This is a genomic window from Acinetobacter sp. CAU_H_29a_1, assembly GCF_058599505.1.
Map to the genome: position 1 here is coordinate 717,266 of NZ_CM178655.1, position 23,841 is coordinate 741,106.

The following is a 23,841-nucleotide window of genomic DNA, read 5'->3' on the forward strand; positions in this document are numbered from 1 at the left end:
TACTCTCAATTGAGAGTATTTTTTGAAGAAGAGATTTATTTTTTGACCGCAGCTGTTGCAGCTGGAGCTTTAGCTTGATCGGCAATCATTTTATCAACCATCGCCAAAGACTCTTTGGCCTGTGGCACATTTTCCTTGGCTAAAGCGGTGAAAATTTTCTTCGCTTCAGGCAAGTTCTGCGGAATGATATTGCCATTAGCAAACATATTGCCTACGGCCATCAGGGCAGGAATGTAACCTTTTTTGGCTAAGTCTTGAATGCTGTTGAGGCCTTTTTGAATGGGTGCTTCTTGTTTGTTTTTAAAGCCTGTGCTGATGTCATATAAAGCTTGTGCATGAATGGCTTGATAGTTGCCTTTTTTCACCAAAGGCTCAAGTTTTTTAAGGGCTAACTTTTCAGACTCTGGTTTATTTTCAGAAAATAACAGCACGGCATATTCAACGGTTGCATCATCAAAGCCTAGTTTAGATGCGGCTTCAAAGTGTTGTTTGGCTTTGTTAATGTCTTGAGGTAAGCCTAAAGTACCCGTGACATAGTTTTTCGCAAGCACATAATGCGCAACAGGGTAGCCTTTGTTTGCAGCATCTTGATAGAGCTGAATGGCTTTCTTCTCATTCTTCGCTGTGCCTTGGCCAGTCTGAGTCAAATAAGCCAAGTTATACATGGCTTGTGGGTTGCCAGACTTTGCCAGTTTTTCTAAAGCCTGATATGCCCCCGTCATATTGTTGGCTTTGACCATTTCCTCTATCTTGGCAAATTCGGGGTTGATGGTATCTTGAGTGGTGGCTGCAAGTGCAAGCTGGCTAGTGAGTGCAATTAAGCTTGCAAGTACGATTTTCTTCATGTTTTATAAACCTTTTTCTTACACATAAGTCCATCTATGTGTGTATTTGTTTTGAGTCATTTCACATCATAAGTTGAATTGTGTGAATGTAAATATCTGAATTGTGTCTTGGTCTTACAAATTTTCGTTGATTGTGTTGATCGGTATATCTTTTTCCAATACAACCCGCGTGATGTACAGTGGAAAGGAGTGCAATGGGTTATTGGTAGTTGTAGGTGATGGCTTCGGGTTTTATTAGGATTCTGGCTTAGATTCTGTTTAAATAGCGCTGAAAATGAGTAGTGAGTTCAGCATGTTTATTAAGTCAATTAAGCGAAATTATTTAAAAGTTTTGGCCGATGAGTCGATTCCAGATGGTGAAAAAATTGATGCCTTATTGATGAAATTGGGTGGTGAGTTTTTAGTGAGCAAAGATGACCGTGTATATATCTTTGAAAAAGATGGTGTGACCGCAAAATTTGATGCTAAACATGCACGAGACTTTTCATTTAAAGACTATCTCTGCAAAGACATGAATAAGCTGTTTCATGATTTTTGATGTTTAATATTCATTGTAAATGAGTGAACTATTAAATAAGGCTCTAAAAGGGTTTAAGTCCTTGTATGAGCCTTTTTTATCCAAGGACTGATGGTTACTATAGCGTTCTAAAGCAATACTTTTTTATGTTCTTTTTATAGCCACAGAACGAGAATGAAGGCTTTAACCCACTGTAAAGACACTTGCAGTGGTTAGGCTAAAAGATAATATAAAATAATATTTTGTATATGAAGAGCCTATACGATTTTCTAGCAAAAGCGTTTGACTATGTGCTCATCATCCAAGTTATATCATATAAAAAAGAAGGTTACTTTTCATAAGATGAATCGAGACGTCTCTAAAATGATAAAAATATTCTCAATCTTATTCATATGTTTAGTTGGTTCAATGGCAGTTTTAGCAGGGCAGCCAAATCTTGTGCCTCATCAAATCAGCTTGAAAAATGGGAAGCGTTTTTCTCTCAATCTGCCAGCAAATTACGACATCATTCCTGCGGCTGAGGGTTTAAAACGTGTTCGTTTTTTTAGCAAAGCACCTGACGGTAGAATGTTTGTCACAGATATGCAGGATTTGACCGACAATAATAAAGGCATCGTTTATATTTTGGATGAATGGAATGCTGAAACAGGAAAATTCGGCAAAATTATTCCTTATATGACAGGTTTGAAAAATCCAAATTCAGTCCAATTTTATACCGATTCTTCAGGGCAAGATTGGTTATATTTAGCTGAAACGCATCAGCTCACCCGACAGAAATTTACCCAAGGCGAAATTAAACCCACGGCCAAAGCTGAAGTTTTAGCGACTTTTCCTGATTATGGTTTAAGTTATAAATATGGTGGCTGGCATCTAACACGAACTATTGCCGTGGGTGGAAACGGGAAAATTTATGTTTCAGTCGGCTCAAGTTGTAATGCTTGTACTGAGAAAGAAAAAGTTCGAGCAACAGTTTTAGAAATGAATCCCGATAGTTCGGAACAAAAGATTTATGCCACAGGCTTGCGTAATGCCGTCGGTTTGAAATGGGTGGGTAAATTTTTATTTGCCACCAATCAAGGTGCAGACCATTTGGGTAAACATAAACCTGATGAAACTTTTTATGCACTCAAGCGTGATGCAGATTATGGTTGGCCATCTTGTTATTCGTTTAAAGGTAAAATTTTTGCAGATCCAAATTTTAAACGTCCAACAGGATGTAAAAATGTACCATCTCCTTATGCCTATTTCCCATCACATTCATCAGCACTAGGCTTTGACTATTTTGATCATCCAAATACGGATGACCTCATTAAAAACTCTTTTTTAGTGGCTCTTCATGGTTCTACGGATGCCACAATTGGTCATGGCTATAAAATTGTGATTATGCGTAAAGGGCAAAAACTTGAAACCTTTATGGATGGTTTTTTAGTGGGGAATAAGGTGAATGGTCGACCTGCGGATATTTACCGTATAGATGCAAATTCATTTTATTTTTCAGATGATAAGGGTGGAGTGATTTATTATGTGAGGAAGAAAGAGTCCTCATCACTTTAAGTTTTAAAAAAGCCCCTAAAAGCAAGAATAAGTTTTAGAGGCTCATTTATCATAACAGCATAAAATTTAAAGATTTACTGTGGTCTTGCCACATCACCATTTAAGCGTTCTGGTAAGTCTAAAACTGTCACATCCAGTTCACTCAAAGACTCAGGACGTGCCACCACCAACGCGACATAACCGCCATCAATCGCAGCGCTATTCACCACTTGAATACCTTTATTCAACTGTTCAGCTTGTGCAGGCGCGCTGCCTGTACCCTGAATTAAATGCAACCATGCTTTGGGTTTGGCTTTAAACCATAAACGTGCAATCACTTCCTGACCCAAGTAACACCCTTTGTCATAGTGCACGCCCTCACGTTGGTGTAAACGTAGCTCTTGAGGTTGAAACACATGCTCAATCGCTTGTTCGATAAACGCTTCACCATGGGTGATGGCTTGCACTTGCCATGCTGCAATATCTGTAGGCTCAGCAGAGAAGGTGGTACGGTCTTGCGTGAAGGTTGGAAAAACTGAACCCATAGATTCAAGTTTCATTTTAGAGAAAGCACCAAACTTTTTAATGTGCTTGGCAAACTCTTCCGACTGGTCTTGAGTGGTGACAATTTCAAAATGTTCAGGGTTACGTTTTGTCAGCCACAAACCAAAGTGAATACGGCCTTTCAAGTCGCAAATGGCGGTGTATTGCGTTGTATTTTCAGCTAAAGTTTCAACGTTGACCGTCACTTGGCCTTGTAAAAATTTGAGTGCATCTACACCAATTAAAGTGAAAGAGGAGAAAGCTAGATCGCTCATGAATTGCTCGCCTACCTTAAAATCTAATACTAAAGAATTAGGGCTATTTTCCGCTATTTTTCAGAAAAAATCATATTTAGAGTAAATATTTAAAAGTTAATGTAACTAAATATTTCAAAACCCCCTATTTTTATACCTAAGCTTATGAAATATAAACGATTTGGGAAATGGGTTTTCGACAGTGTAGTATGCCTAGCAGACAAAGATTAATTGTCTAGTAAAGACAGTGAAGAAAAATGAAACACCAAAGGCAGGAACGCTATGAACAAGAATCACCGCAAACCACTGCAAGGCACCCAGCTAGAATACTTTGATGTGCGAGAAGCCGTTGAACAGATTCAGCCAGGCGCTTATGCAAAACTTCCATACACCTCAAAAGTATTGGCTGAACAGTTAGTGCGTCGTTGTGATCCTGCCATTTTGGAGCAGTCACTAAAAGAACTGATTTTCTCAAAACAAGATCACGATTTCCCTTGGTATCCTGCGCGTGTGGTGTGCCATGACATTCTTGGACAAACGGCATTGGTTGACCTTGCAGGTTTACGTGATGCCATTGCAGATCAAGGCGGTGACCCATCGAAAGTGAATCCTGTTGTGCCAACACAGTTGATTGTCGATCACTCTTTGGCTGTGGAATACGGTGGTTTTGATCCCGAGGCGTTTGAGAAAAACCGTGCTATTGAAGACCGCCGTAACGAGGACCGTTTCCACTTCATTGAATGGACCAAGACAGCATTTGAAAATGTTGATGTGATTCCTGCGGGTAATGGCATCATGCACCAAATCAACTTGGAGAAAATGTCTCCTGTGGTGCAAAGCCGTGAAGGCGTGGCATTCCCAGATACGTGTGTCGGTACAGATTCACACACACCGCATACCGATGCACTTGGTGTGATTTCGATTGGTGTCGGTGGTTTAGAAGCTGAAAATGTAATGTTAGGTCGTGCTTCTTGGATGCGTCTTCCAGATATTATCGGGGTTGAGTTTGTTGGACAACGTCAAGCGGGGATTACTGCAACAGATATCGTTTTAGCGTTAACTGAATTCTTACGTAAAGAACGTGTTGTCGGTGCGTACCTTGAGTTCTTTGGTGAAGGTGCAGACAGCATGTCAGTGGGGGATCGTGCCACGATTTCCAATATGACACCTGAATATGGCGCAACTGCGGCAATGTTCTATATCGACCAAAACACGATTGATTATTTAACCCTGACAGGTCGTGAAGCAGATCAAATCAAACTTGTAGAAACTTATGCCAAAGAAGTTGGTCTTTGGGCATCTGAAATGACTCAGGCAGAATATCCGCGTGTACTGCGTTTTGATTTATCGACTGTAACGCGTAATATTGCAGGGCCATCGAATCCACATGCACGTGTATCAACCAGCGACTTAAAAGCCAAAGGCATTGCAGGTGTGGTTGAACAGCGTACCGATGGTTTAATGCCTGACGGTGCTGTGATTATCGCTGCCATTACTTCTTGTACCAATACATCAAACCCACGTAACACGGTTGCAGCAGGTTTATTGGCACGTAAAGCCAATGAATTAGGCTTAACACGTAAACCTTGGGTGAAATCTTCTTTTGCACCTGGTTCTAAAGCTGCTGCTTTATATCTTGAAGAAGCAGGCGTATTGACTGATTTAGAAAAACTCGGTTTTGGTATCGTGGCGTATGCATGTACCACCTGTAACGGTATGTCAGGTGCTTTAGACCCTAAATTACAACAAGAAATTATTGACCGTGACCTGTATGCAACTGCGGTACTTTCGGGTAACCGTAACTTCGATGGTCGTATCCATCCTTATGCAAAACAAGCGTTCTTGGCATCTCCTCCGCTGGTTGTAGCGTATGCGATTGCAGGAACCATTCGTTTTGATATTGAAAAAGATGCATTAGGAAACGACAAAGACGGTAACCCAATTTACCTCAAAGACATCTGGCCTTCAGATGAAGAAATTGATGCTTTGGTCAAAGAAGCGGTAAAACCTGAACAGTTCCGTAAAGTGTACATTCCAATGTTTGACTTGGGTGTAACGGAAAAAGCGGCAAGTCCGTTATATGACTGGCGTCCACAAAGTACGTATATCCGCCGTCCACCGTACTGGGAAGGGGCTTTGGCTGCACCTCGTACACTGGCAAATATGCGTCCACTTGCGATCTTGCCTGACAACATCACCACAGATCATTTGTCACCATCGAATGCAATTATGATGGATTCGGCAGCGGGTGAGTACCTACATAAAATGGGCGTACCTGAGGAAGACTTTAACTCCTATGCAACGCACCGTGGTGACCACTTGACGGCACAACGTGCAACGTTTGCGAATCCGAAACTGTTTAATGAAATGGTGGTTCGTGCGGACGGTACGATCAAGCAAGGTTCGAAAGCACGTGTTGAGCCTGAAGGCGAAGTGATGCGTATGTGGGAAGCGATTGAAACTTATATGAATCGTAAGCAACCGCTCATCATCATTGCAGGTAAAGACTATGGTCAGGGTTCTAGCCGTGACTGGGCTGCAAAAGGTGTGCGTCTTGCTGGTGTTGAAGCGATTGTGGCGGAAGGATTTGAGCGTATTCACCGTACTAACCTTGTGGGTATGGGCGTGTTACCGCTTGAGTTTAAAGCAGGAACTGACCGTAAAACTTTAGGTTTAGATGGTACTGAGCTATATAGCGTGATTGGTAATATTGCGCCGCGTTCGACGTTAACTTTAGTCATTGAACGTGCGACGGATGAAGGTAAGAGTGAAATCGTTGAAGTTCCTGTAACGTGTCGTTTAGATACCGAAGAAGAAGTGTCTGTATATGAAGCGGGTGGTGTATTGCAACGCTTTGCACAGGATTTCTTGGAAGGGAATGTGGCTTGATGATTTAAGCTGAAAGTAATTGAAAATGTTGTAAAAATACCCTACTTTAAGTAGGGTATTTTTATTTAGAAAATGGGGGGAATATGTCAGAAGGTCTGGAATTAACTAAAAATATGCAGTTTTACAAAACAAAGAAATCTTTGAGTGACAATATCCTTTCAAATGTGTTAGATCAGGCGGTGTCAAATAAAGAACAAGGTAAAGATTTTATAATTGATGTTTATAGGGACATTAGATCTATTTCTAATGATGTAGAATATAAAGTTACAATAAAAGTTTTTCCTACTGAAAAGCCAGTATATTTTCTTAAAGATTCTGATTTAAAAGATAGAATATTTGCCTATATTATTTTACTTGAACTAGATGATTATTTGATTGTAATGAGTAAAAGTTGTGCAAATTTTTCGCAATTGTTAAATAATAATTTTGACCTAGTTTTAAGCCAGGAGTTGAGTAAATTATTAGGGAAAGATGCAGAATTCCAAAAGCTATCCCTTAGAAATATGACTATATCTGATAAAGCAGTTCGTAACCGTTCTTATGAAGCAGTTAATTTAAAAGGAACGTTATCAACTCATGCAGCTGGCCGCTCAATTCCATCCCACATAAAAGTAAGAGATGGCGGTAATATAAAATCTATATCAGGTACTGGAAGAGTTGTAGAGTCTTCAACAAGACTGCCCCTCGATGATATTGTTAAATGGATACATGAACAAATTAAACTTTTACAAACAGCTAATTCAAATGAATTTTTAAATCTTTTTGCTAGAAAGGTTCAGTTAGTAGATGTACTTAAAGTTACTAAACCAGCTGCATTACTTGTAGACGCTTCATTCATTGAAGATGAATTGTTAAGTGGAAATATTAAAATAAAATGGCAAACTTCTAGAAAGGTTAGAGGCCAAAGAAAGAAAAAAATAATTGAAAAATATATTAAAGAGAATATAAAAGTTGTGTTGCTAGATGAACTTAGGAAAGTTTATGAAATTGATGCAAATAACAATATTATTGAGCCAAAAAATAAATCAAAATTAAAGGTTAACTCTAAAAGTTTATCAATCTCAACTAAAGCATTTAAAAATTTTAAAATTGAAGAAAATAATAAAGCAATAAGCTTAATAAGTTATATAAATAAAAAGGGGCTTTATAGTATTACTTTTGATGATCCTAAATACATGTATTTTATTGATCATTGTTTTGAAGATGTATCTGGAGTATCAGAAGTTGATAGTATTTTAGATATTTTAGTTCCTAAATTGGGAATTGATAAGGTTATAAATGAGAAAGGTAATTTTAGAAAAAATCAAAAAGTATTTAATAAAAATTCAATGTTTGGTTTTGTGGAAAAGTTACATTTAAAGGATCATTATATCTTTTGTGATGATTTGGGGGATGAATGGGCAGACCATATAACATTAAATTTGTCAGATCCTAGTATTAATTTTATTCATTCTAAGCATGGGAAAAAATCAACATCAGCTAGTAATTTGCATGATGTGGTAGGACAAGGTCTTAAGAATTTACTCTGTACACGACAAATTTCACAGAACCCTTATCCTATCAGGGTTCTGCCTTCTTAAAATTGCCAAAATTTCCTTAAACTCTTCTTTTTTCCCAAAACCAATTAAACGCTGAATCGCCATTTGAACATAGTCTAAACCATAGCGAAATAAACTCATTGAGAGTCGTCCATGCTTCTTTATTTTTATCGCTTTTTTTTGATCATGTTGCCATTCACCCGTTAAGTAACACCAACAGAAGCTTATAGCTAACACCGCAATCAATTTTTTCACTCGTCTAGGGTCTGTCAAGCGCGTATTTTCAAGATTAAACCCGCGTCCTTTGAGACAACTGAATAAGGTTTCAATTTCCCAGCGTAATGCATAATCCTGAATAGCATTGGCATTAAACTGAGGAGAAACGACGAGTAAAAGCTCTCCATTTTCTAACTGTAGTGCACTTATATATAGTTTCACCCGACCAACCAAAATCCGTCGTTTACGACATTCAATTTGACCAACTTTAAGATGGCGAAATAAATCACTAATTTTATGATTCTTTCCTAAATGATTGGTGACAATGAAGTTTTTTTAACACGAATGCAGAAGTTGATGTCTTGTTCAATTAACCATGTAAACCACTGCTCACCGATAAACTCTCTGTCTGCGAACACATTCACAATACGGTCTTTACCAAAAATGGCTATAAAGCGTTGAATCAAAGCAATACGCTCTTTCGTATCTGAATTTCCACGTTTATTAAGCAATGTCCAAAGGATAGGTATCGCTATTCCACGATAAACGATTGCGAGCATCAGGATATTAATATTTCGTTTTCCCCATTTCCAATTGGTTCTATCTAAAGTCAGTTGCACTTGGTCGAATGAAAACATATTGAAAATCAACTGAGAAATTTGACGATAATCAAAATACTGACCTGCAAAGAAGCGCTGCATACGTCGATAAAATGATTGTGGTAAGCACTTGATGGGCAAGGCTTTAGATGCAGAAGAAAGATTACATGTTTGCTTTAAAATAATCACAAGCATGATGAGCGCAAAGCACTTTAAATGTGACTTGTTCCATTTTAGAGATTTGTTTAAGATAAGATATAACTCATTGAGATGTATCATAGTATTCGTCGTTAGAAAACAATTATTGTGACATTATTTCAATGAGTTATCTATTTTTGTCGTGTACAGAGAAGAATTTAGGAAACATGGGCAGAGTAAAACTTGAAGTGCGACATAAACCACCTAATTAATTTAAAGGGTTTATGGAGTATATAAAATTGTCATACCATCATCTTAACTTTGAAGATCGTACTGCATTAATGCTTGAGTCAAGAAAAGAAGGCTTTTCAGCCAGAAAATTTGCTGAACTTATTAAAAGACATCCTAGTACGATCTATCGTGAGCTTAAAAGAAATAGCATCAATGACGTTTATCAAGCTCAATATGCTTCTGATAACACTTTTGCTAGACGTAGACGTGGTCACAGAAAACTCAAAATCGATTCAATCCTCTGGAAATTTATTGTTGAAGCGATCCGTTGTTTATGGTCTCCTCAGCAAATAGCAAAGCGTTTAAAGACATTTCCTGATTTGGATCAAACAATGAATGTAAGCCATACAACGATTTATTCAACGATACGAGCATTACCAAAGGGTGAGTTGAAAAAAGACTTATTATCCTGTCTGCGTCATGAAAATAAAAAGCGAAAAGCTAACGGTGAACCTAAAAAAGATTCTATATTACAGGATATTAAAACTATTCATGAGCGCCCAGCCGAAGTTCAAGAAAGAAAAATACCGGGTCATTGGGAAGCTGATTTAATTAAAGGTAAAGACAATAAAAGTTCGATAGCAACACTTATTGAACGAAATACACGGCTCTGTATCTTGGCAACATTACCTGATGCAAAGGCAGAATCAGTGCGCAAGGCTTTAACTGAAGCTCTGAAATATTTACCTGCAGAACTGCGTAAAACGTTGACCTATGACCGTGGACGTGAGATGTCAGAACATAAAATACTCGAAGAAGATTTAGGCATAGATGTATATTTCTGTGACCCACATTCACCCTGGCAAAAAGGCACATGCGAAAATATGAATGGTTTAATTAGGCAATATTTACCTAAAGGGATTGATTTAAATCAGGCAGATCAGCATTATTTAAATCAAGTTGCCATGTCACTGAATACTCGTCCTAGAAAGGCGTTAGATTGGCTTACACCATTAGAGAAATTTGCTCAGCTTGTTGATTATCATATGGCTTTTGAAACTGTCGCACCTCATGTTTGAATTCGCCATGTTTTTTAGCAATGAGCAATTCATCGATAAAATTAATAAAACAATGTATAAAAGTTATATAAGTAGTAGTGGTGTTAAAACCAATATATCTAGAATACGAAAATCTAATAAAACACTTGATAGTGATTTAAAGGATTTATTGAAGCATTTTCAACTGCATAGAAAATGTATTTTAAGTTGTAGTTTTATTTCTAAGCAAGAAATAGCGATGGAATTTAATAAATTAAAAAGTAAACAAAAAGTTCGAGGAAATATCATTCAATTATTATGGATAATATCTTCTTTTTCGCATGCTGCTAAAGAAGCAAATGTTATCCCTATAATTTATTGTGATACATAATTATTATTTAGTTTCATCCTAGAAAGGATGGAACTAAAACTCTATAAAATTAGGAGTTATACATGTCTATAGAAGAAATGGAAATGTCCCCTAGAGTTGAAGAAAATACAGTCCAAGAGAAAACAACTAACGTAGAAAAGCTTTTCAAAATATTTTCTGAAATGTCTTCTGACTTCTATTTCGAAGAAAGAGTAGATCAATCACCGCAAGAGCGAGAAGAACTTTAACATCATTTCTTACAAAAATGACACCATCATTTTTTAAAATAGACAGTAGACATACATCAAAATTAGGCTATACTTTGTTCACCATTTCTAAAACCTATGGAGAACAAAAATGGTTACTGCTGGCGAAAAACCCGGAACAGGCTTCTATTTTTGTGTTCAATGCGGACACCGCGTCTACTTAGAAATTGGTACAGATCGTTTACCCCCGTGTACCAAATGCCAAGGCAATCAATTTAACAATAAGAATGCCTAAGCCCAAGATTTAACAGTTACCCACTGTTTAAAAGAAAAGCCCTATCACCCGATAGGGCTTTTTGCTAAGTCATAAAAAAGATAAAAACATCCAACTTAAGCCACATAGGAAAAGCACATGGAAACCATATTAGGACTTTGTATCGGCATTGGCTTAAGTGCGGCCTGTGGCTTTCGTGTTTTTGTCCCACTCTTGGTCATGAGCCTTGCATCTATTATGGGTTGGTTCGAGCCCATGCAAGGTTTTGAATGGTTAAGCATGCCATCGGTATGCATTGCCTTAGCTATTGCAACTGTCTGTGAAATCGCAGCTTATTACATACCATGGGTAGACAACGCTTTAGACACCATTGCAACGCCAGCCGCGATGGTCGCAGGAACACTCACCACTATGGCGGTCAGCAGCGGGGAAATGTCGCAGTTTGCCAGTTGGGCCGCAGCAATTATTGTCGGTGGGGGAACAGCAGGTGCTGTGCAAATGAGTACCGTTGCCGTTCGAGGGGTTTCAACCGCGACGACAGGCGGTGTAGCTAACCCACTGGTGTCTACAGTGGAATGGGTCGGAGCCGTTTTACTGTCCGTGCTTTCACTACTGGTTCCAGTTTTGGTGGTGATTGTAGGCATTATTTTGGCGGTCTGGGCCGTGCGTTGGTTTAAACGCAAAAAACAAGAAAGTATCAGCACACCTTTATAGTTTCAGTCGTTTTCTTATGGTGTTGCTGGGCCTCTAAATTTAAAGATAGAGTGGCTAATTTTTCGCTTATGTGGACATCAATTCTTTTAGGTTGATATGACTTAGAGGTCAGTTTCACTTTTAAAATAATGATTGATTTTCATACGGCATCCGTTTAATTTTATAAATACATACTTTTTGTATGGGTTTGTTTGTAGTTGAACTTTATAAAAATTATTCGGGGAACTGTAAATGATAAAATTTATTGTAAATGAACAGCCTAGTGAAAAAGGCATCCATCATATTCATAATGCATCCTTAGGCTGTGCAGACTTACCCAGCTCGGAGGATCAAATTCTGATTGGTTATTTTGCCAATTATGAGCTGGCTTATAAGCGGGCAAGAATGAACTGGCCCAGAGAAAAAGTCGAAGGTTGTGACAAGTGTTGTTTCAAATAATCAAAATCAAAAAAGCTCTGCAATTTATGCAGAGCTTTTCATTGTTGGATATGGAGGTTCTATTTTTTAAGCATTACAACATTAATGGATTTCAATTCGGGTCGCGACCTTAATTTTTCGACACTCACGGTCAGCTTCGACTAAAGCGCTAATTTTAAAGTCAGAAAATCGAACCACTCTGTTTTGCATGGCAAACTGTTCAGGTGTTTTAATTTCTAAGCACTGAAAAGGACGCAGGTTTTTTAGGATGTGCTTTTGTTTTTCCGTCATGTTCTGTGTCGATAAGTACACATAGCCTTTGGTGGTTTTTAATAACACTTCATTTGGCTGTGCTTCGGTTGAGCTAGTGACTTTAACGATATGTGTTTTTAACACTTTGCATGCACTCAGAGAAAGCGCAAGGCACAGCACCAGCGGACAGTTTTAGTTTGTATGATGAAACGTATTTGAATGGTCTTTCGTCACTTTAGCCGAAAGTTTTCAACGGCAGCAATCAAAATATGACACTGATACAGTCATCTGTTTTTAATTGTAGAGCATCCTATAAATAGGCTTCTGATAAATGCTAATCTGTAGTACAGATGCCAAAAATGAGGCATTCATTAGCGTGCTCGCTTAACTACTTTATTTAAAAAATTAACAAAACTATGAAAAATCAGTTCATTCAAACTTCTCTAATGTTTTCTGTAATGTTGGGTATCTCCGCCAATCTATATGCTGAAAACTTAAGTGCAACGGATATAGCAGATATTCAGCGTCAAGAAGCCACCAGCCAATACAAAGCTTACCTTCCCACAAAATATACGGTGTTTGAGGTCGTGCAAGGGGACTTAAACAAAGATGGCTTGAAAGATGTGGTTTTAATCGTCAAAGGTACAGATCCGAAACAGTGGGTCACCGATGAATACCGTGGGAAACTAGATCGCAACCGCCGTGGTGTGATTGTGCTGTTGAATACCAAAGGGCACTACCAAAAAGTCGTTCAGAACCTGTCACTGTTTTCTTCAGAAAATGAAGATGGCGGTGTGTACTTTGCGCCTGAGTTGGTGCCCTCTATCGAAAAAGGCCTGTTAAAACTACATTATGCCCATGGCCGTTATGGATATTGGGCCTATCAGTTCCGTTTAGAGGGACGTGATATGCGTCTGATTGGCTATGACAGCTCAGATAATTTCGGCCCTTATGTGAATAGTGAAACCAGTGTCAATTTTCTCACCGCTAAGAAGCTGGTCAGAGAAAATCTCAACAAAGACCCGGATAGCGACCCTAAATTTAAAGAAACATGGAGCAAAGTGAATGTTGCTCCAATGTATTTGAGCAAAATTCAGGACATCGACGATCTGAGTCTTGAATAGTCTTGGCTTAGTTTTTGCTAACTTATATTTCAAAATACACTTTTATGAGTGACGTGAGTCTGAGCCATCAGTCACATGACTGCTTGATCAGGTATAGGGGAAAGAGATGGAAAATAAAGAACTACTCTTGAGTGTTGAAGAGAAACCTAAGCTGAGTACGGCGGCTCATTTGATGGCAGGTTGGCCTTTGTTTTTAGTGATGATTGGTGGTGCAATCGGTGGAGCCTTAGCTGTGGTTGCGTATGTGATTAACCGAAAAATCTATCTGTCTCAGCTCAGTAATCTGCAGAAGGTTTTAGCTAATTTACTCTGTGGTATGTCCGCGATTAGTTTATGGTGGTTTATTGCAACGTGGCTGCAAGGTTACATGGGGACTTAAGCGTTCTGAAATGATGGTGTAAAAAATGATAGAAGTTCATTTTTATGCGATGAAATAGATGATTCAATTGCCATTATGAATATTTTTATCAAATTTGGTTTTATTTAGGGAAATATTTTTCATCATTGCTTGAAATTAGCCGATCTTCGGAAATTCATCCCGCACCAATTTGCTTAATATAGCGTTTAAGGGCACAGGAATCGAAAAGAGTAGTTTGCGACTTGTTATCTATCAGATCAGCGTCGTACTTACCCACAAGGTCTCGATTCAGCTTAGGACGCTATAGATTATCCATTTATAGGCAAAAGTTTAGAACTTACCCAGTTTTAATCGTTGAAGTTATCTCCTGATCCCTAGAAACAACATGATAAAAACAACACGATAAAAGACACGTCCATTCAAATATTTTCTTCCATTTTAAGCATCTATATTGCCCCGAATTTATCCAAATATTTGCTCTAACTGTGTCAAAACAAATTGGCGCTTTGGTTTGCGAAAACGGCTTTAAAAAAAATGCGATTTGATAACATTGGAACGCTTAGAGTTCTGCTATAACCATTAAAAGTCTGATAAAAAATATGGAACAACAATGAAAATATATGTCACCAGTATCATGGTCGATAGCCAAGAAAAAGCCTGTCAGTTTTATACAGAAAAACTCGGTTTTAAAATCAAACATGATGTACCTGTGGGTGATTATCGTTGGCTGACCTTGGTTTCACCCGAAAGTCCATAGGGTGTTGAACTGCTACTGGAGCCTGATGCACATCCCGCGGCACAGCCGTTTAAGGCCGCAATTAAAGCAGACCTGATTCCCTATACTTCTTTTCAAGTGGATGACCTCGATGCGGAATATGAACGACTCAAAAACTTAGGGGTGCAATTTACCAGTGAACCGATGCGGGCCGGAAAAGTTAAAGTTGCAGTCTTTGATGATACCTGCGGGAATCTCATTCAGCTGATGCAGGTCTGCGCAGGAAGTTGATTTTCTCATCTGTGATGCAGTAAAGAAATAAAATCCTGAGAAAAGTGATTTTATGTGAGAAAAAAATCATAAATACGCTGCATTTGGGAAAACATTTTTTAGATAACCTGAAAGCCAAGATTTTTTTCCAAAAATGGCCAAAAAGACTTTATCTTCGGGAAACAATCCCGCCCTTGGATTGTTAAATTATATCTCAAGGGTGTGACGGGATCGAAAAGAGTAGCATGCTACCAGTGGCGCAAAACGCGTGAGTAGTACTTACCCAAAAGGTCTTGATTCGGCTTAGGACGCTATAAATCAAAAGTTTATAGGCTATAAGATCATTACTTACAAAGTTATGATAGTTGAAGTAAACAATATGTTTTCCCAGACACCCTAAAAAATTTGAACTCGAATAAAAGATAAATCAAAAAAAATAAATTTTAATATTTCCCGATAAAACCGAAAAATTCTGCTGTTGTAGTTTCACTTACATCATTTTATTTTAAGCTCTCAATCCATCAGCCCTGCTAAAAAGTTGGCTTTATATAGGGTGATGGACGCCTAGGATTAAGGCTATTTTCCATATTTGGTGAATGATTGACAGCAGAAACACAGCTTGCTATTTTTCGCGCTCGCTTTTGTATGCTGTTATTCCTATGGCTCTAAATGACAACTTTATATATTCACCACCCCAAGAAGACTTGGTGATCGTTTATGAAGACGATGATTTGGTGGTGATTGAAAAGCCTGCGGGCTTGTTGTCTGTACCGGGGCGTTTACCAGAACACCAAGACAGTGCCTATTTACGGGTTTTAGCGCAGTACCCACATGCCAAAATTACCCATCGTTTAGATATGGCGACCTCGGGAATTTTAATGTTTGCCAAGCACCGCGATGCCGAAGTTGCCGTCAGCAAAATGTTTCAAGCCCGCACGGTGGATAAACACTATATTGCTTTAGTTCAAGGCCAGTTGGATGCCGAAGGCTGTGTTGAAGTACCACTGATTACTGACTGGGAAAATCGACCACGGCAGATCGTACACTTTGAGTTGGGCAAACCTGCAAAAACACTTTATCAAGCTCTTAGCTATGACATTGAGACCGATATTACGCGAGTTTTACTGACCCCAATTACGGGGCGTTCACATCAGCTCCGTGTGCATATGCAATATATTGGGCATCCAATTACAGGGGATAAGTTGTATCACCCTGAGCCGACACGGAGTCCATTAAAACGTATGGCTTTACATGCCAGTTTTCTCGCCTTTCAGCAGCCTTTAAGTGGGAAAGCGGTCGCGATTCATGGAAGTGTGCCATTCTAACTGTGTCACACTTTGCCTATATTTTGAGAAATACTTAAAATTTGGGATATCGGGCAGTTTAAAAAACCGTTAGCGTAAGTTGTGTAAGTGCACTTTTATCCAGTGTGCTTATCTTTGTTGAAATTAACATTTGAGTTTGGCTTTTTGGCCATCGTCATGACTGATTGAAATTGAATGAAAATATGTTTGTCTGTTCCAAGGCTTACTGTTTGAGTTTCATGTGTTCTTACAGCTGAGTCTTTAAAATAAAAATGACATTCCCTTAGGGAGATAGGCCATGCTTTATGTACTCGCTGTCATTCTTGTCCTGCTGTGTGCGGTTATATGTCGGCAAACAATACACAGCCTTGCCCAAAAAAAGAAGATTGAATCCTTAGAAATCAATTTAGAGCGCAGTCGAAACAGTTTAGAAGTTTATGAACAGCAGCAAAGTGAATTACAACATCGGCTGACCAGTTTAAGAATTGAGCTTGGAACACTCAGACAACGAAACGAAACTTTGAGTCCTTACCAAGAAATTATTGATGTCGAACACTATGTGATTGAACGGCACAACCAAGTTGAATTGTTTGCTGAAACGGTTAAATTTGATGCTGAACAAATGCTCAAACAATGTCGGCAGCGTATCGAAAAAGTACATCACTTCTTAACGGAATATGAGCGTAAAGCCAAAGAAATGAGCATGCTGCGCGCCAGAGAAAAACTGGGTGCTTTTTTTCACATGGCTGAAGAACGACAACATCTGGCTGAAATATCAAAGGCCCTACACCATAAAATTGAAACCTACAGCCAGAGTTATCAACTGCCTTCGGAGCAGTTGTTAGATGAACTCATTGAAGGCTACGGGAAAATGGATGCGGCCGGCCATTTACTGAAAGTTCGGCAACAGGTGATTCGTGCAGTTGAGCAAAACGACGTTGTGACCTGCGCCTTTATGGATGAACATCGACGATTATCGATGATGGTCTTGGTTTCACAGTTGTTTAATACGAAAGCAGACTTTTATTTACAGCGTGTGAGCAAAGACAATCTTGGCCTTTTGATTCAAGCTTTGCAGGATGACTTTACCCTTATCAATCACTATGGTGCGGCCTTTGGTCATACTCAGATACAAGACAGTTATTTGGCTTTACGCCTAGAAGAACTCAAATTTGCAGCCTTATTAGAAAACTTAAAAAGCAGTGATTTACAGTTTCAAGCGGACATTTTAGTTGAGCATCGGATTTTACACTAACACGGCAAAGCCAGCGTGAAATAAAGTCTAAACAACCTTCGAGAAATCAGACGTAACTGCTATAAAAATGAGCAAAATATGCTATGTTGAAGTCACTATTTTGTCACTTGCCAACGATATATTGGCTAAAAAGATAACAAGGACATACGCATGACACGTGATTATGAATTATATCCAGATGATGATAACGGAAATGTACTTTGGCAAATGGCTGAGGATGGCGACGACCTATCGGAACCGCATGAAATAGAATATTCGATTGCCTTTCAAGAACAGTCACAAGCAGAAAAGTGTGCGTTGTATTTATTACAAGAAGAGCAAAAAATCACGTTGTTTGTCGATGAAGAAAGCGATGTATCTGAGTGGATTATTACCATCTATGTGTATATGGAACCTGAGTATTCAGACATTGTCGACTTAGAACAATGGTTTACTAAAATTGCAGAACAGTTTGGTGGCGAATATGATGGCTGGGGCTGTATGGCCTATGTCTATGACGACGAAGATGACGAGGACTATGAGCAAGGTCAGGCTTAAAAAAATGGTCAAATTTAAAGCATGTTGAAAAACATGCTTTTTTTATTGGTGGGTAGAAAAGCCAGCGGGCCGAGTTTGGCTATTTAAAAAAAGATGCACAAAAAAATACAGTATGTGGGTTTGAGCGTTTTAAACTAAATCTGAATATTTGAAAAGAACGAGAAAAATCATGTCAAATAGTGTTCAATTACACCGCGTATTTAGTGCACCCGTCGAGCGCGTCTATCGTGCTTTTACCACTGCAGATGCATTAGTGAAATGGATGGCACCACATGGCTTTACCGCACATGTAGATCAGTTTGATCTGCGTGAAGGTGGTCAATATCGTATGTTTTTTACTAACTTCAGTACAGGCATGCAGCATTCATTTCATGGTACTTATCATGAAATCGTTGAAAACAGTTTATTACGCTATACCGATGAGTTCGATGTACCTGAACTAGCAGGTAAAATTGAAGTGCGTGTTGAGTTCAAAGAAGTATCTGTCGGTACTGAGGTTCATATTACGCAGTCTGGTTTACCCGATGTGATTCCTGTCGATGGCTGTTATCTGGGCTGGCAAGAGTCGTTGCAACTCTTGGCTTTTTTAGTGAATCCAGACATTCCCGATGAATAGTGCTTCGTCATTGTTGAACAATAGAATAAGTTGCACAAAAGAATAAAAGGAGTTCTGCATGCCAATACGCATGAAGCGGATTTATGCGCCTATTGAGGACGAGGATGGTAAACGGGTTTTGGTTGATCGGTTGTGGCCACGAGGGGTCTCAAAACTTGAGGCAAAAATAGATGAATGGCCAAAAATTCTCACACCATCCAATGAACTACGGAAATGGTATCACCAAGACATGGTGGCACACTGGGATGAGTTTAAAGTCCGTTATATGAAAGAACTGGAAGCACATTCCGCCGAGTTGAATGATTTGCGCCAATTGGCGGTGCGTGAGCAGATCACGTTACTCACCGCAGCCAAAGAAGAACAGCATAACCATGTGGTGATTTTGAAGCAGTGTTTGGAACAAAAGTAAGTGTTGAGCTGATGCTACTACAGGGAAATTTATATTTTTTAGGTTTTATTTTATTCATCCTGTGACAAAGTTAAAGCCTTAAAATAAATATGTGATTCGCATCGTTTTCATCTGAAAAATGCTATATTGGCGTTTTGAGCAATGTGAATTGCTTATTTTTTTATTTTTGAGGTTTTTATGTCTTTACCCAACTGCCCAAAATGCCAGTCCGAATATACCTATGAAGATGGTGACTTGCTGATCTGCCCTGAATGTTCAAATGAATGGAAAGAGGGAGAAGCAACTGAAGAAGTGGTAGCAATTAAAGATGCCAACGGCAACTTACTTGCTGACGGTGACACGGTAACGGTGATTAAAGATTTAAAAATTAAAGGTTCGTCATCGGTGGTGAAAGTCGGAACCAAAGTGAAAAATATTCGTTTATTGCCAGATGCCGCAGATGGTCATGACATTGACTGTAAGATCGACGGTGTCGGTGCGATGAAACTGAAATCTGAGTATGTGAAAAAAGCCTAATGCGCTGAGTTTGCAGCTCGAGATTAAAACGGAGTCAATTGGACTCCGTTTTTGTTTTTTAGACATTTTGAAAAGACATTTAAGCGTTGAAACACCAGCACAGCATGCTATAAAGATAAAAACTGTTGAAGAATACGTTATGCCACATATCCACCTTGAATATTCAGATAATATCGACACCCTTGATGTTAAGCCGATGTTACTGGCGTTAAACCAAGCTTTGCTGGATGGTCAGTTTGTACAATCGGGCAATGACATCAAAAGTCGTGCCATTCGACAGTCCGATTTTGTGATTGGGGTAGAAGGCGATGCGCAGGCTTATTTGCATGCCAAAGTGTCTTTATTAAGCGGACGAGATGAAGCCACTAAGTGTGCCATTTCGAGCAAATTACTTAAAACATTGCAGCAAAACTTTACAGCCCCTCAGGATTTAACGGTACAAATTTGTGTAGAAATTATTGAAATGCCAAAAAGCAGTTATAGCAAATTGGTATTAAAAGCATAAAATTAGGAAGAGCGCCAAACCGTTTATTGGGCCGATATCGCGTGTCATTTAAACGGTTTGTAGCTGTCATGCGTTATTCATATAGCGCTGTTATTTTAAAAAAATAAAATTTGGGCTGGTAGTAAATGCACTTTTTTTTATAAAAGAAGTCATTTATATTTTATGAAATTGGATGTTTTTTTATTCAGTTTTAGTGGGTCTACAATCACTTTAAAATAACAATAGGTGAGCTTATGTCAGGATGGTACGAAGTAAGTCAGGCAAATGATGGCCAATATCGCTTTGTTTTAAAAGCGGGAAATGGCGAGGTCATTTTGACCAGTGAACTGTATAAAGCAAAAGCGTCAGCGCATAATGGAATTGAGTCGGTGCAAAAAAATAGCCCCGATGATACGCGTTATGAACGCTTAGAAGCCAAAAATGGCAAACCTTATTTTAACTTAAAGGCTGCCAATCATCAGATTATTGGTACCAGTCAGTTTTATGCCAGTGAGCAATCTCGAGATAAAGGCATTGAGTCGGTCAAAAACAATGGTTCAAGTACCACGATTAAGGATTTGACGACTTAAGATCAGATTACATATTTTGCTTGTTTTAAGAATTAAAGAAAACCGCGTGTTTGCTATGGATGGCGCACGCGTTTTTTTATGCGGTTTGATTTGTAGTGTGGGAGTGTGATGTGGATTTTCGATTAGTTGGAGATGAGCATGCAGGGCATGAAATTATCTTCAAACTCAAACAATGGGATGATGCCATTTGTAAAATGGATGTACAAAATATCATTCGTCTTTGTCAGAGTGATGTCAGCTTGTTTGATATTGGGTTTGAGCTGCAAGGCGTGCAAGCCTATCAAGAATTGTGGAGACGATATGCCCCATTTTTTCAGGGGGAAATCAAAGTGTTCAGGCGTAATATCAATATTTTTAGTCGTGACGGTTTAGCTTTTTTACATTGTTATTCTAAATTGGATCATGCCAGTGGCGTTGCAACCCCAGAGATTCCTTGGTGCAGAACCACGCTATGTTTTCAAAAAACGGCAGGTGAGTGGTTGGTTGCCCATCAGCATATTTCGGTGCCTGTGGACTTTGAAACTAAAATGTCAAAGCCGATTCATTTTCCAGACTGAGCTCGCTAAAGCTTTAGATTGGATACAGATTGAGCCACCTCCGTTTTGCTGGGCTATGTTTGAATGACAACATGAACAACTTAAGAAGAAGGTATCTATGGCATTTCAAGACTTTTACCGACTGAGTTCTCATGCGGTGCTAACCAATGATGCAGGACAGGTTTTATTACTGAAAGCCAATTATGCCGATCAGGCTTGGGGGCTGCCCGGTGGAGCCTTGGATATGGGAGAAACTATTCATCAGGCTTTGCTGCGTGAGTGCCAAGAAGAACTCGGTTGTCAAGTTCAGATCGATTATTTATCGGGTGTGTATTTTCATTCGGCAGTGACCTCGCATGCCTTTATTTTTAGATGCCATTTGGCTGCATCTGCTGAGATCAGGCTCAGTGATGAACATACGGCTTATGCTTGGTTTGATATAGATCAGCTGTCGAAAGTACAACGGATACGCGTTGAAGATTGTTTAAATTATACAGGTATCGTGCAAAGCCGCAGTTTTTGAGTGCAAGATTATATTCCTCTAAAGTGGAGTGAGTGCATATGTTGAATAATAAGATCATAAAACGAAATAGTCCCATTATTGGTGTGTTGCTGATGAGTGCCTTGAGCCAGTTGACTCATGCTGAAACGGGTAACTATTTTATGCATAAAGACTGGGAGCTTGCCTGTGATAATACGGGTATGTGCCGCGCGGTAGGGTATCAAAGTGATGCTCAGTTTGGTCATCCAGTTTCATTACTGATTTCTCGTCCGGCAGGTGCAGGCAGTGCGGTGCTCAGCCAAATTCAAGTGGCTGAGGAGTTTACGCAGGATACTGAAGCCAGTTTAAATGTAGGAGGAACATCTCTGGGGAGTCTGACCATCGATGCCAAGAAAAGTACAGCGAAACTGTCCAGTGCTCAAAGTGCGCAGTTGCTAAAGGCTTTGGTGGGTGCGGAAGATATTCGTCTCACGACCCAAGCACAGCAATGGCAAATTTCAACTGCTGGGGCAAATGCAGTTTTGCTCAAAATGGATGATATACAAAAGCGTGTAAATACACCGAACGCGGTATATCAAAAAGGCAATCAGTCTGAGCAAAATGTTTTACAACCCAAAGCCATCCCCCAAATTGGCATCACGGGGTATCGCCCTGCGGTTGCCAGCCACTTTGCCGTGGACAGTAAGATTGCCAATCAACTCTTTAAAAAGTTAAAAGCAAAAACAGATGAACAAGGCTGTCCAAATCTCTATGAGGCACAGTTTTTTGAGGAAGATCGGGTTTCAGTCTATCCGCTGAATGCGGAACAAGTGGTGGTTCAAGTGCCATGTTGGCGTGGAGCGTATAATGAAGGTCTAGGCTACTGGGTCATGGACAAAGCATTACAAAAGATTCAGCAGCAAGTCACCACATCAGGCTCAAGTTTTAGTGAGGCGCAAATTTTCTCAGAGCAAAAAGGGCGGGGTATCGCAGACTGTGGTATTCGTTCCGAGTGGGCTTGGAATGGAAAGGCTTTTGTCCTCAGTTATCAGGCACAATCGCAGCAATGTAAAGGCTTTGCAGGTGGTGCGTGGAACTTACCCACTTATGTCGCGATCGTTGCGCGAACGGATTAAGTCGAGCTTGCGTTTAGTTTAAGAATAATGTCATCCAGCGGCTTGATACGTTTGACTTCATCCCATAGGGCTTTGGCTTCAGGATAGTGTTTAGACATCATGCCAAGCCATTGCTTATAACGTCCGACCATATTCATTTCTTTTTTATAGCCGCCGTTTAAAAAACGGATTTGTAAGGTCAGTAGCTCATTCCATGTCAGCAAAGGTGTATCGATATTTTGACGAATACATTGGGTCAAATCGGGTGTGGTCACGGCACCACGTCCAATCATCAAATCTTCACAGCCAGACTCTAAGCGACACTGTTTCGCGTCTGTATTGTTCCAAATTTCGCCATTGGCAATCACATTGATCTTTAAAGCTTCACGAATCGGGCGGAGCTGATCCCAAAAAGCGGGTGGGGTATAACCATCGGCTTTGGTACGTGCATGCACGGTAACCCACGCCGCACCTGCATCTTCAATGGCATGAGCATTGTCCAACATAAAATGTCGGTCCATATAGCCTAAGCGCATTTTCGCAGAAACAGGAATATGTGCAGGAACCGCATCACGTACTGCTTTGACCAGTTCATGTACTACTTCTGGCTCATCTAAAAGCACCGAGCCACCACGGTGACGGTTCACGGTTTTGGCTGGACAGCCAAAATTCATATCAATGGCGGGCGCACCGAGTTTCACTGCACGGATGGCATTGGCAGCCAACATTTCAGGGTCATTACCCAAAAACTGCACATGCACGGGTGTTCCCGCCGCTGTTTTTCCGCCATTGAGTAATTCAGGGCAATACTGGTGGTAAATATGATCGGGTAAGACCGAATTGGTCACACGGATAAACTCGGTCACACACCAGTCGAAGCTACCTACAGACGTGAGCACATCACGCATGATTGGGTCGGTTAAGCCTTCCATTGGTGCAAGAATGAGTTTCACAGCGG

At 39.6% G+C, this 23,841-nt stretch carries 28 protein-coding genes and 1 pseudogene; 24 read left to right on the plus strand and 5 right to left on the minus strand.

Annotation, left to right across the window (positions count from 1 at the left end; genetic code table 11):
• Positions 1-35: 35 nt before the first annotated feature.
• Complete coding sequence (locus AC4MDD_RS03630; protein ID WP_151835781.1) at positions 36-845, minus strand: tetratricopeptide repeat protein; 810 nt, start codon at positions 843-845, stop codon at positions 36-38.
• 292 nt (positions 846-1,137) lie between these two features.
• Here AC4MDD_RS03630 and AC4MDD_RS03635 point away from each other — a divergent pair, with 292 nt between their 5' ends.
• Together AC4MDD_RS03635 and AC4MDD_RS03640 are read left to right on the plus strand one after the other, a co-directional pair.
• A complete protein-coding gene (locus AC4MDD_RS03635; protein ID WP_004695190.1) occupies positions 1,138-1,383 on the plus strand; it encodes a hypothetical protein in 246 nt (81 codons plus the stop codon).
• Between the two features lie 342 nt (positions 1,384-1,725).
• Positions 1,726-2,916, plus strand: a complete 1,191-nt coding sequence (locus AC4MDD_RS03640; RefSeq protein ID WP_491882302.1) for a PQQ-dependent sugar dehydrogenase — start codon at positions 1,726-1,728, stop codon at positions 2,914-2,916.
• A 74-nt stretch (positions 2,917-2,990) separates the two neighbouring features.
• Here the strand turns inward: AC4MDD_RS03640 and ygfZ are convergent, their stop codons facing one another.
• On the minus strand, positions 2,991-3,713 hold the full coding sequence (gene ygfZ, locus AC4MDD_RS03645) for a CAF17-like 4Fe-4S cluster assembly/insertion protein YgfZ (protein WP_078426449.1): 723 nt from the start codon (positions 3,711-3,713) through the stop codon (positions 2,991-2,993).
• Between the two features lie 261 nt (positions 3,714-3,974).
• On the opposite strand from ygfZ, the gene acnD reads away from it, so the two are divergent.
• Both acnD and AC4MDD_RS03655 read left to right on the plus strand, forming a co-directional pair.
• The gene (gene acnD / locus AC4MDD_RS03650) at positions 3,975-6,581 is read left to right on the plus strand and encodes a Fe/S-dependent 2-methylisocitrate dehydratase AcnD (protein WP_491882303.1); all 2,607 of its coding nucleotides are present in this window, start codon (positions 3,975-3,977) and stop codon (positions 6,579-6,581) included.
• Between the two features lie 83 nt (positions 6,582-6,664).
• A complete protein-coding gene (locus tag AC4MDD_RS03655) occupies positions 6,665-8,161 on the plus strand; it encodes a hypothetical protein (protein WP_491882304.1) in 1,497 nt (498 codons plus the stop codon).
• On the opposite strand, the gene AC4MDD_RS03660 is transcribed toward AC4MDD_RS03655, so the two are convergent.
• Positions 8,123-9,213 (minus strand): IS4-like element ISAba1 family transposase gene (locus AC4MDD_RS03660; RefSeq protein ID WP_100607965.1). Its coding sequence is split into 2 segments (ribosomal slippage): positions 8,123-8,673 and positions 8,673-9,213, totalling 1,092 coding nucleotides; the frame shifts between segments, so codons are not numbered across the junction. The genes AC4MDD_RS03655 and AC4MDD_RS03660 overlap by 39 nt on opposite strands.
• Before the next feature lie 143 nt (positions 9,214-9,356).
• On the opposite strand from AC4MDD_RS03660, the gene AC4MDD_RS03665 reads away from it, so the two are divergent.
• The 6 genes from AC4MDD_RS03665 to AC4MDD_RS03690 all read left to right on the plus strand — a co-directional run bounded on the left by AC4MDD_RS03665 (position 9,357) and on the right by AC4MDD_RS03690 (position 12,342).
• Entirely contained in the window at positions 9,357-10,382 is a 1,026-nt protein-coding gene (locus AC4MDD_RS03665) for an IS30-like element ISAba125 family transposase (RefSeq protein WP_001988464.1), read from the plus strand.
• Entirely contained in the window at positions 10,375-10,731 is a 357-nt protein-coding gene (locus tag AC4MDD_RS03670) for a hypothetical protein (protein ID WP_491882305.1), read from the plus strand. The genes AC4MDD_RS03665 and AC4MDD_RS03670 overlap by 8 nt, the downstream gene beginning before the upstream one ends.
• A 62-nt stretch (positions 10,732-10,793) precedes the next feature.
• Complete coding sequence (locus tag AC4MDD_RS03675) at positions 10,794-10,958, plus strand: hypothetical protein (RefSeq protein ID WP_491882306.1); 165 nt, start codon at positions 10,794-10,796, stop codon at positions 10,956-10,958.
• A 109-nt stretch (positions 10,959-11,067) separates the two neighbouring features.
• A complete protein-coding gene (locus AC4MDD_RS03680; protein ID WP_004695201.1) occupies positions 11,068-11,211 on the plus strand; it encodes a zinc ribbon-containing protein in 144 nt (47 codons plus the stop codon).
• Between the two features lie 117 nt (positions 11,212-11,328).
• A complete protein-coding gene (locus AC4MDD_RS03685) occupies positions 11,329-11,904 on the plus strand; it encodes a DUF4126 domain-containing protein (RefSeq protein WP_491882307.1) in 576 nt (191 codons plus the stop codon).
• A 231-nt stretch (positions 11,905-12,135) separates the two neighbouring features.
• Positions 12,136-12,342 (plus strand): hypothetical protein, encoded by a 207-nt coding sequence (locus AC4MDD_RS03690; protein WP_004695205.1) that lies wholly within the window; start codon positions 12,136-12,138, stop codon positions 12,340-12,342.
• Positions 12,343-12,423: 81 nt separating this feature from the next.
• Here AC4MDD_RS03690 and AC4MDD_RS03695 read toward each other — a convergent pair whose 3' ends face one another.
• A complete protein-coding gene (locus tag AC4MDD_RS03695) occupies positions 12,424-12,717 on the minus strand; it encodes a hypothetical protein (RefSeq protein WP_491882308.1) in 294 nt (97 codons plus the stop codon).
• Between the two features lie 314 nt (positions 12,718-13,031).
• On the opposite strand from AC4MDD_RS03695, the gene AC4MDD_RS03700 reads away from it, so the two are divergent.
• From AC4MDD_RS03700 to AC4MDD_RS03765, 14 genes and pseudogenes are all read left to right on the plus strand, one after another.
• On the plus strand, positions 13,032-13,697 hold the full coding sequence (locus tag AC4MDD_RS03700) for a hypothetical protein (RefSeq protein ID WP_491882309.1): 666 nt from the start codon (positions 13,032-13,034) through the stop codon (positions 13,695-13,697).
• Between the two features lie 106 nt (positions 13,698-13,803).
• Positions 13,804-14,076, plus strand: a complete 273-nt coding sequence (locus AC4MDD_RS03705) for a hypothetical protein (RefSeq protein WP_234963501.1) — start codon at positions 13,804-13,806, stop codon at positions 14,074-14,076.
• A gap of 613 nt (positions 14,077-14,689) precedes the next feature.
• Positions 14,690-15,061 (plus strand): annotated as a pseudogene (locus tag AC4MDD_RS03710) (VOC family protein).
• Positions 15,062-15,699: 638 nt separating this feature from the next.
• A complete protein-coding gene (locus AC4MDD_RS03715) occupies positions 15,700-16,365 on the plus strand; it encodes a pseudouridine synthase (RefSeq protein ID WP_491882310.1) in 666 nt (221 codons plus the stop codon).
• Between the two features lie 277 nt (positions 16,366-16,642).
• The gene (locus tag AC4MDD_RS03720) at positions 16,643-17,599 is read left to right on the plus strand and encodes an SNIPE associated domain-containing protein (RefSeq protein WP_491882311.1); all 957 of its coding nucleotides are present in this window, start codon (positions 16,643-16,645) and stop codon (positions 17,597-17,599) included.
• Between the two features lie 150 nt (positions 17,600-17,749).
• A complete protein-coding gene (locus AC4MDD_RS03725; protein WP_004695219.1) occupies positions 17,750-18,136 on the plus strand; it encodes a ribonuclease E inhibitor RraB in 387 nt (128 codons plus the stop codon).
• A 169-nt stretch (positions 18,137-18,305) separates the two neighbouring features.
• Entirely contained in the window at positions 18,306-18,752 is a 447-nt protein-coding gene (locus tag AC4MDD_RS03730; protein ID WP_010327413.1) for an SRPBCC family protein, read from the plus strand.
• Between the two features lie 58 nt (positions 18,753-18,810).
• Positions 18,811-19,161: a DUF488 domain-containing protein gene (locus tag AC4MDD_RS03735; RefSeq protein WP_491882312.1), complete on the plus strand. Its 351-nt coding sequence runs from the start codon at positions 18,811-18,813 to the stop codon at positions 19,159-19,161.
• Between the two features lie 177 nt (positions 19,162-19,338).
• The gene (locus AC4MDD_RS03740; protein ID WP_004695225.1) at positions 19,339-19,677 is read left to right on the plus strand and encodes a zinc ribbon domain-containing protein YjdM; all 339 of its coding nucleotides are present in this window, start codon (positions 19,339-19,341) and stop codon (positions 19,675-19,677) included.
• A gap of 139 nt (positions 19,678-19,816) precedes the next feature.
• Positions 19,817-20,182 carry a 5-carboxymethyl-2-hydroxymuconate Delta-isomerase gene (locus AC4MDD_RS03745; protein ID WP_078426117.1) on the plus strand — a complete coding sequence of 122 codons (366 nt, stop codon included), beginning with the start codon at positions 19,817-19,819 and terminating at the stop codon, positions 20,180-20,182.
• 233 nt (positions 20,183-20,415) lie between these two features.
• Positions 20,416-20,751, plus strand: coding sequence for a YegP family protein (locus AC4MDD_RS03750; protein ID WP_004695228.1), 336 nt, complete (start codon positions 20,416-20,418; stop codon positions 20,749-20,751).
• A 110-nt stretch (positions 20,752-20,861) separates the two neighbouring features.
• The gene (locus tag AC4MDD_RS03755) at positions 20,862-21,308 is read left to right on the plus strand and encodes a YybH family protein (protein ID WP_058870190.1); all 447 of its coding nucleotides are present in this window, start codon (positions 20,862-20,864) and stop codon (positions 21,306-21,308) included.
• A gap of 97 nt (positions 21,309-21,405) precedes the next feature.
• Entirely contained in the window at positions 21,406-21,810 is a 405-nt protein-coding gene (locus tag AC4MDD_RS03760; protein ID WP_491882313.1) for an NUDIX hydrolase, read from the plus strand.
• A 38-nt stretch (positions 21,811-21,848) separates the two neighbouring features.
• The gene (locus tag AC4MDD_RS03765; RefSeq protein WP_491882314.1) at positions 21,849-22,904 is read left to right on the plus strand and encodes a DUF1176 domain-containing protein; all 1,056 of its coding nucleotides are present in this window, start codon (positions 21,849-21,851) and stop codon (positions 22,902-22,904) included.
• On the opposite strand, the gene AC4MDD_RS03770 is transcribed toward AC4MDD_RS03765, so the two are convergent.
• The gene (locus tag AC4MDD_RS03770; RefSeq protein WP_491882315.1) at positions 22,901-23,836 is read right to left on the minus strand and encodes a tRNA dihydrouridine synthase; all 936 of its coding nucleotides are present in this window, start codon (positions 23,834-23,836) and stop codon (positions 22,901-22,903) included. The genes AC4MDD_RS03765 and AC4MDD_RS03770 overlap by 4 nt on opposite strands.
• Positions 23,837-23,841: the final 5 nt, after the last annotated feature.

Bases quoted from the DNA above. Each gene is read 5' to 3' on its own strand.
- AC4MDD_RS03630 (WP_151835781.1), bottom strand. From the start codon at position 845: ATGAAGAAAATCGTACTTGCAAGCTTAATTGCACTCACTAGCCAGCTT.
- AC4MDD_RS03635 (WP_004695190.1), top strand. From the start codon at position 1,138: ATGTTTATTAAGTCAATTAAGCGAAATTATTTAAAAGTTTTGGCCGAT.
- AC4MDD_RS03640 (WP_491882302.1), top strand. From the start codon at position 1,726: ATGATAAAAATATTCTCAATCTTATTCATATGTTTAGTTGGTTCAATG.
- ygfZ (WP_078426449.1), bottom strand. From the start codon at position 3,713: ATGAGCGATCTAGCTTTCTCCTCTTTCACTTTAATTGGTGTAGATGCA.
- acnD (WP_491882303.1), top strand. From the start codon at position 3,975: ATGAACAAGAATCACCGCAAACCACTGCAAGGCACCCAGCTAGAATAC.
- AC4MDD_RS03655 (WP_491882304.1), top strand. From the start codon at position 6,665: ATGTCAGAAGGTCTGGAATTAACTAAAAATATGCAGTTTTACAAAACA.
- AC4MDD_RS03665 (WP_001988464.1), top strand. From the start codon at position 9,357: ATGGAGTATATAAAATTGTCATACCATCATCTTAACTTTGAAGATCGT.
- AC4MDD_RS03670 (WP_491882305.1), top strand. From the start codon at position 10,375: ATGTTTGAATTCGCCATGTTTTTTAGCAATGAGCAATTCATCGATAAA.
- AC4MDD_RS03675 (WP_491882306.1), top strand. From the start codon at position 10,794: ATGTCTATAGAAGAAATGGAAATGTCCCCTAGAGTTGAAGAAAATACA.
- AC4MDD_RS03680 (WP_004695201.1), top strand. From the start codon at position 11,068: ATGGTTACTGCTGGCGAAAAACCCGGAACAGGCTTCTATTTTTGTGTT.
- AC4MDD_RS03685 (WP_491882307.1), top strand. From the start codon at position 11,329: ATGGAAACCATATTAGGACTTTGTATCGGCATTGGCTTAAGTGCGGCC.
- AC4MDD_RS03690 (WP_004695205.1), top strand. From the start codon at position 12,136: ATGATAAAATTTATTGTAAATGAACAGCCTAGTGAAAAAGGCATCCAT.
- AC4MDD_RS03700 (WP_491882309.1), top strand. From the start codon at position 13,032: ATGTTGGGTATCTCCGCCAATCTATATGCTGAAAACTTAAGTGCAACG.
- AC4MDD_RS03705 (WP_234963501.1), top strand. From the start codon at position 13,804: ATGGAAAATAAAGAACTACTCTTGAGTGTTGAAGAGAAACCTAAGCTG.
- AC4MDD_RS03715 (WP_491882310.1), top strand. From the start codon at position 15,700: ATGGCTCTAAATGACAACTTTATATATTCACCACCCCAAGAAGACTTG.
- AC4MDD_RS03720 (WP_491882311.1), top strand. From the start codon at position 16,643: ATGCTTTATGTACTCGCTGTCATTCTTGTCCTGCTGTGTGCGGTTATA.
- AC4MDD_RS03725 (WP_004695219.1), top strand. From the start codon at position 17,750: ATGACACGTGATTATGAATTATATCCAGATGATGATAACGGAAATGTA.
- AC4MDD_RS03730 (WP_010327413.1), top strand. From the start codon at position 18,306: ATGTCAAATAGTGTTCAATTACACCGCGTATTTAGTGCACCCGTCGAG.
- AC4MDD_RS03735 (WP_491882312.1), top strand. From the start codon at position 18,811: ATGCCAATACGCATGAAGCGGATTTATGCGCCTATTGAGGACGAGGAT.
- AC4MDD_RS03740 (WP_004695225.1), top strand. From the start codon at position 19,339: ATGTCTTTACCCAACTGCCCAAAATGCCAGTCCGAATATACCTATGAA.
- AC4MDD_RS03745 (WP_078426117.1), top strand. From the start codon at position 19,817: ATGCCACATATCCACCTTGAATATTCAGATAATATCGACACCCTTGAT.
- AC4MDD_RS03750 (WP_004695228.1), top strand. From the start codon at position 20,416: ATGTCAGGATGGTACGAAGTAAGTCAGGCAAATGATGGCCAATATCGC.
- AC4MDD_RS03760 (WP_491882313.1), top strand. From the start codon at position 21,406: ATGGCATTTCAAGACTTTTACCGACTGAGTTCTCATGCGGTGCTAACC.
- AC4MDD_RS03765 (WP_491882314.1), top strand. From the start codon at position 21,849: ATGTTGAATAATAAGATCATAAAACGAAATAGTCCCATTATTGGTGTG.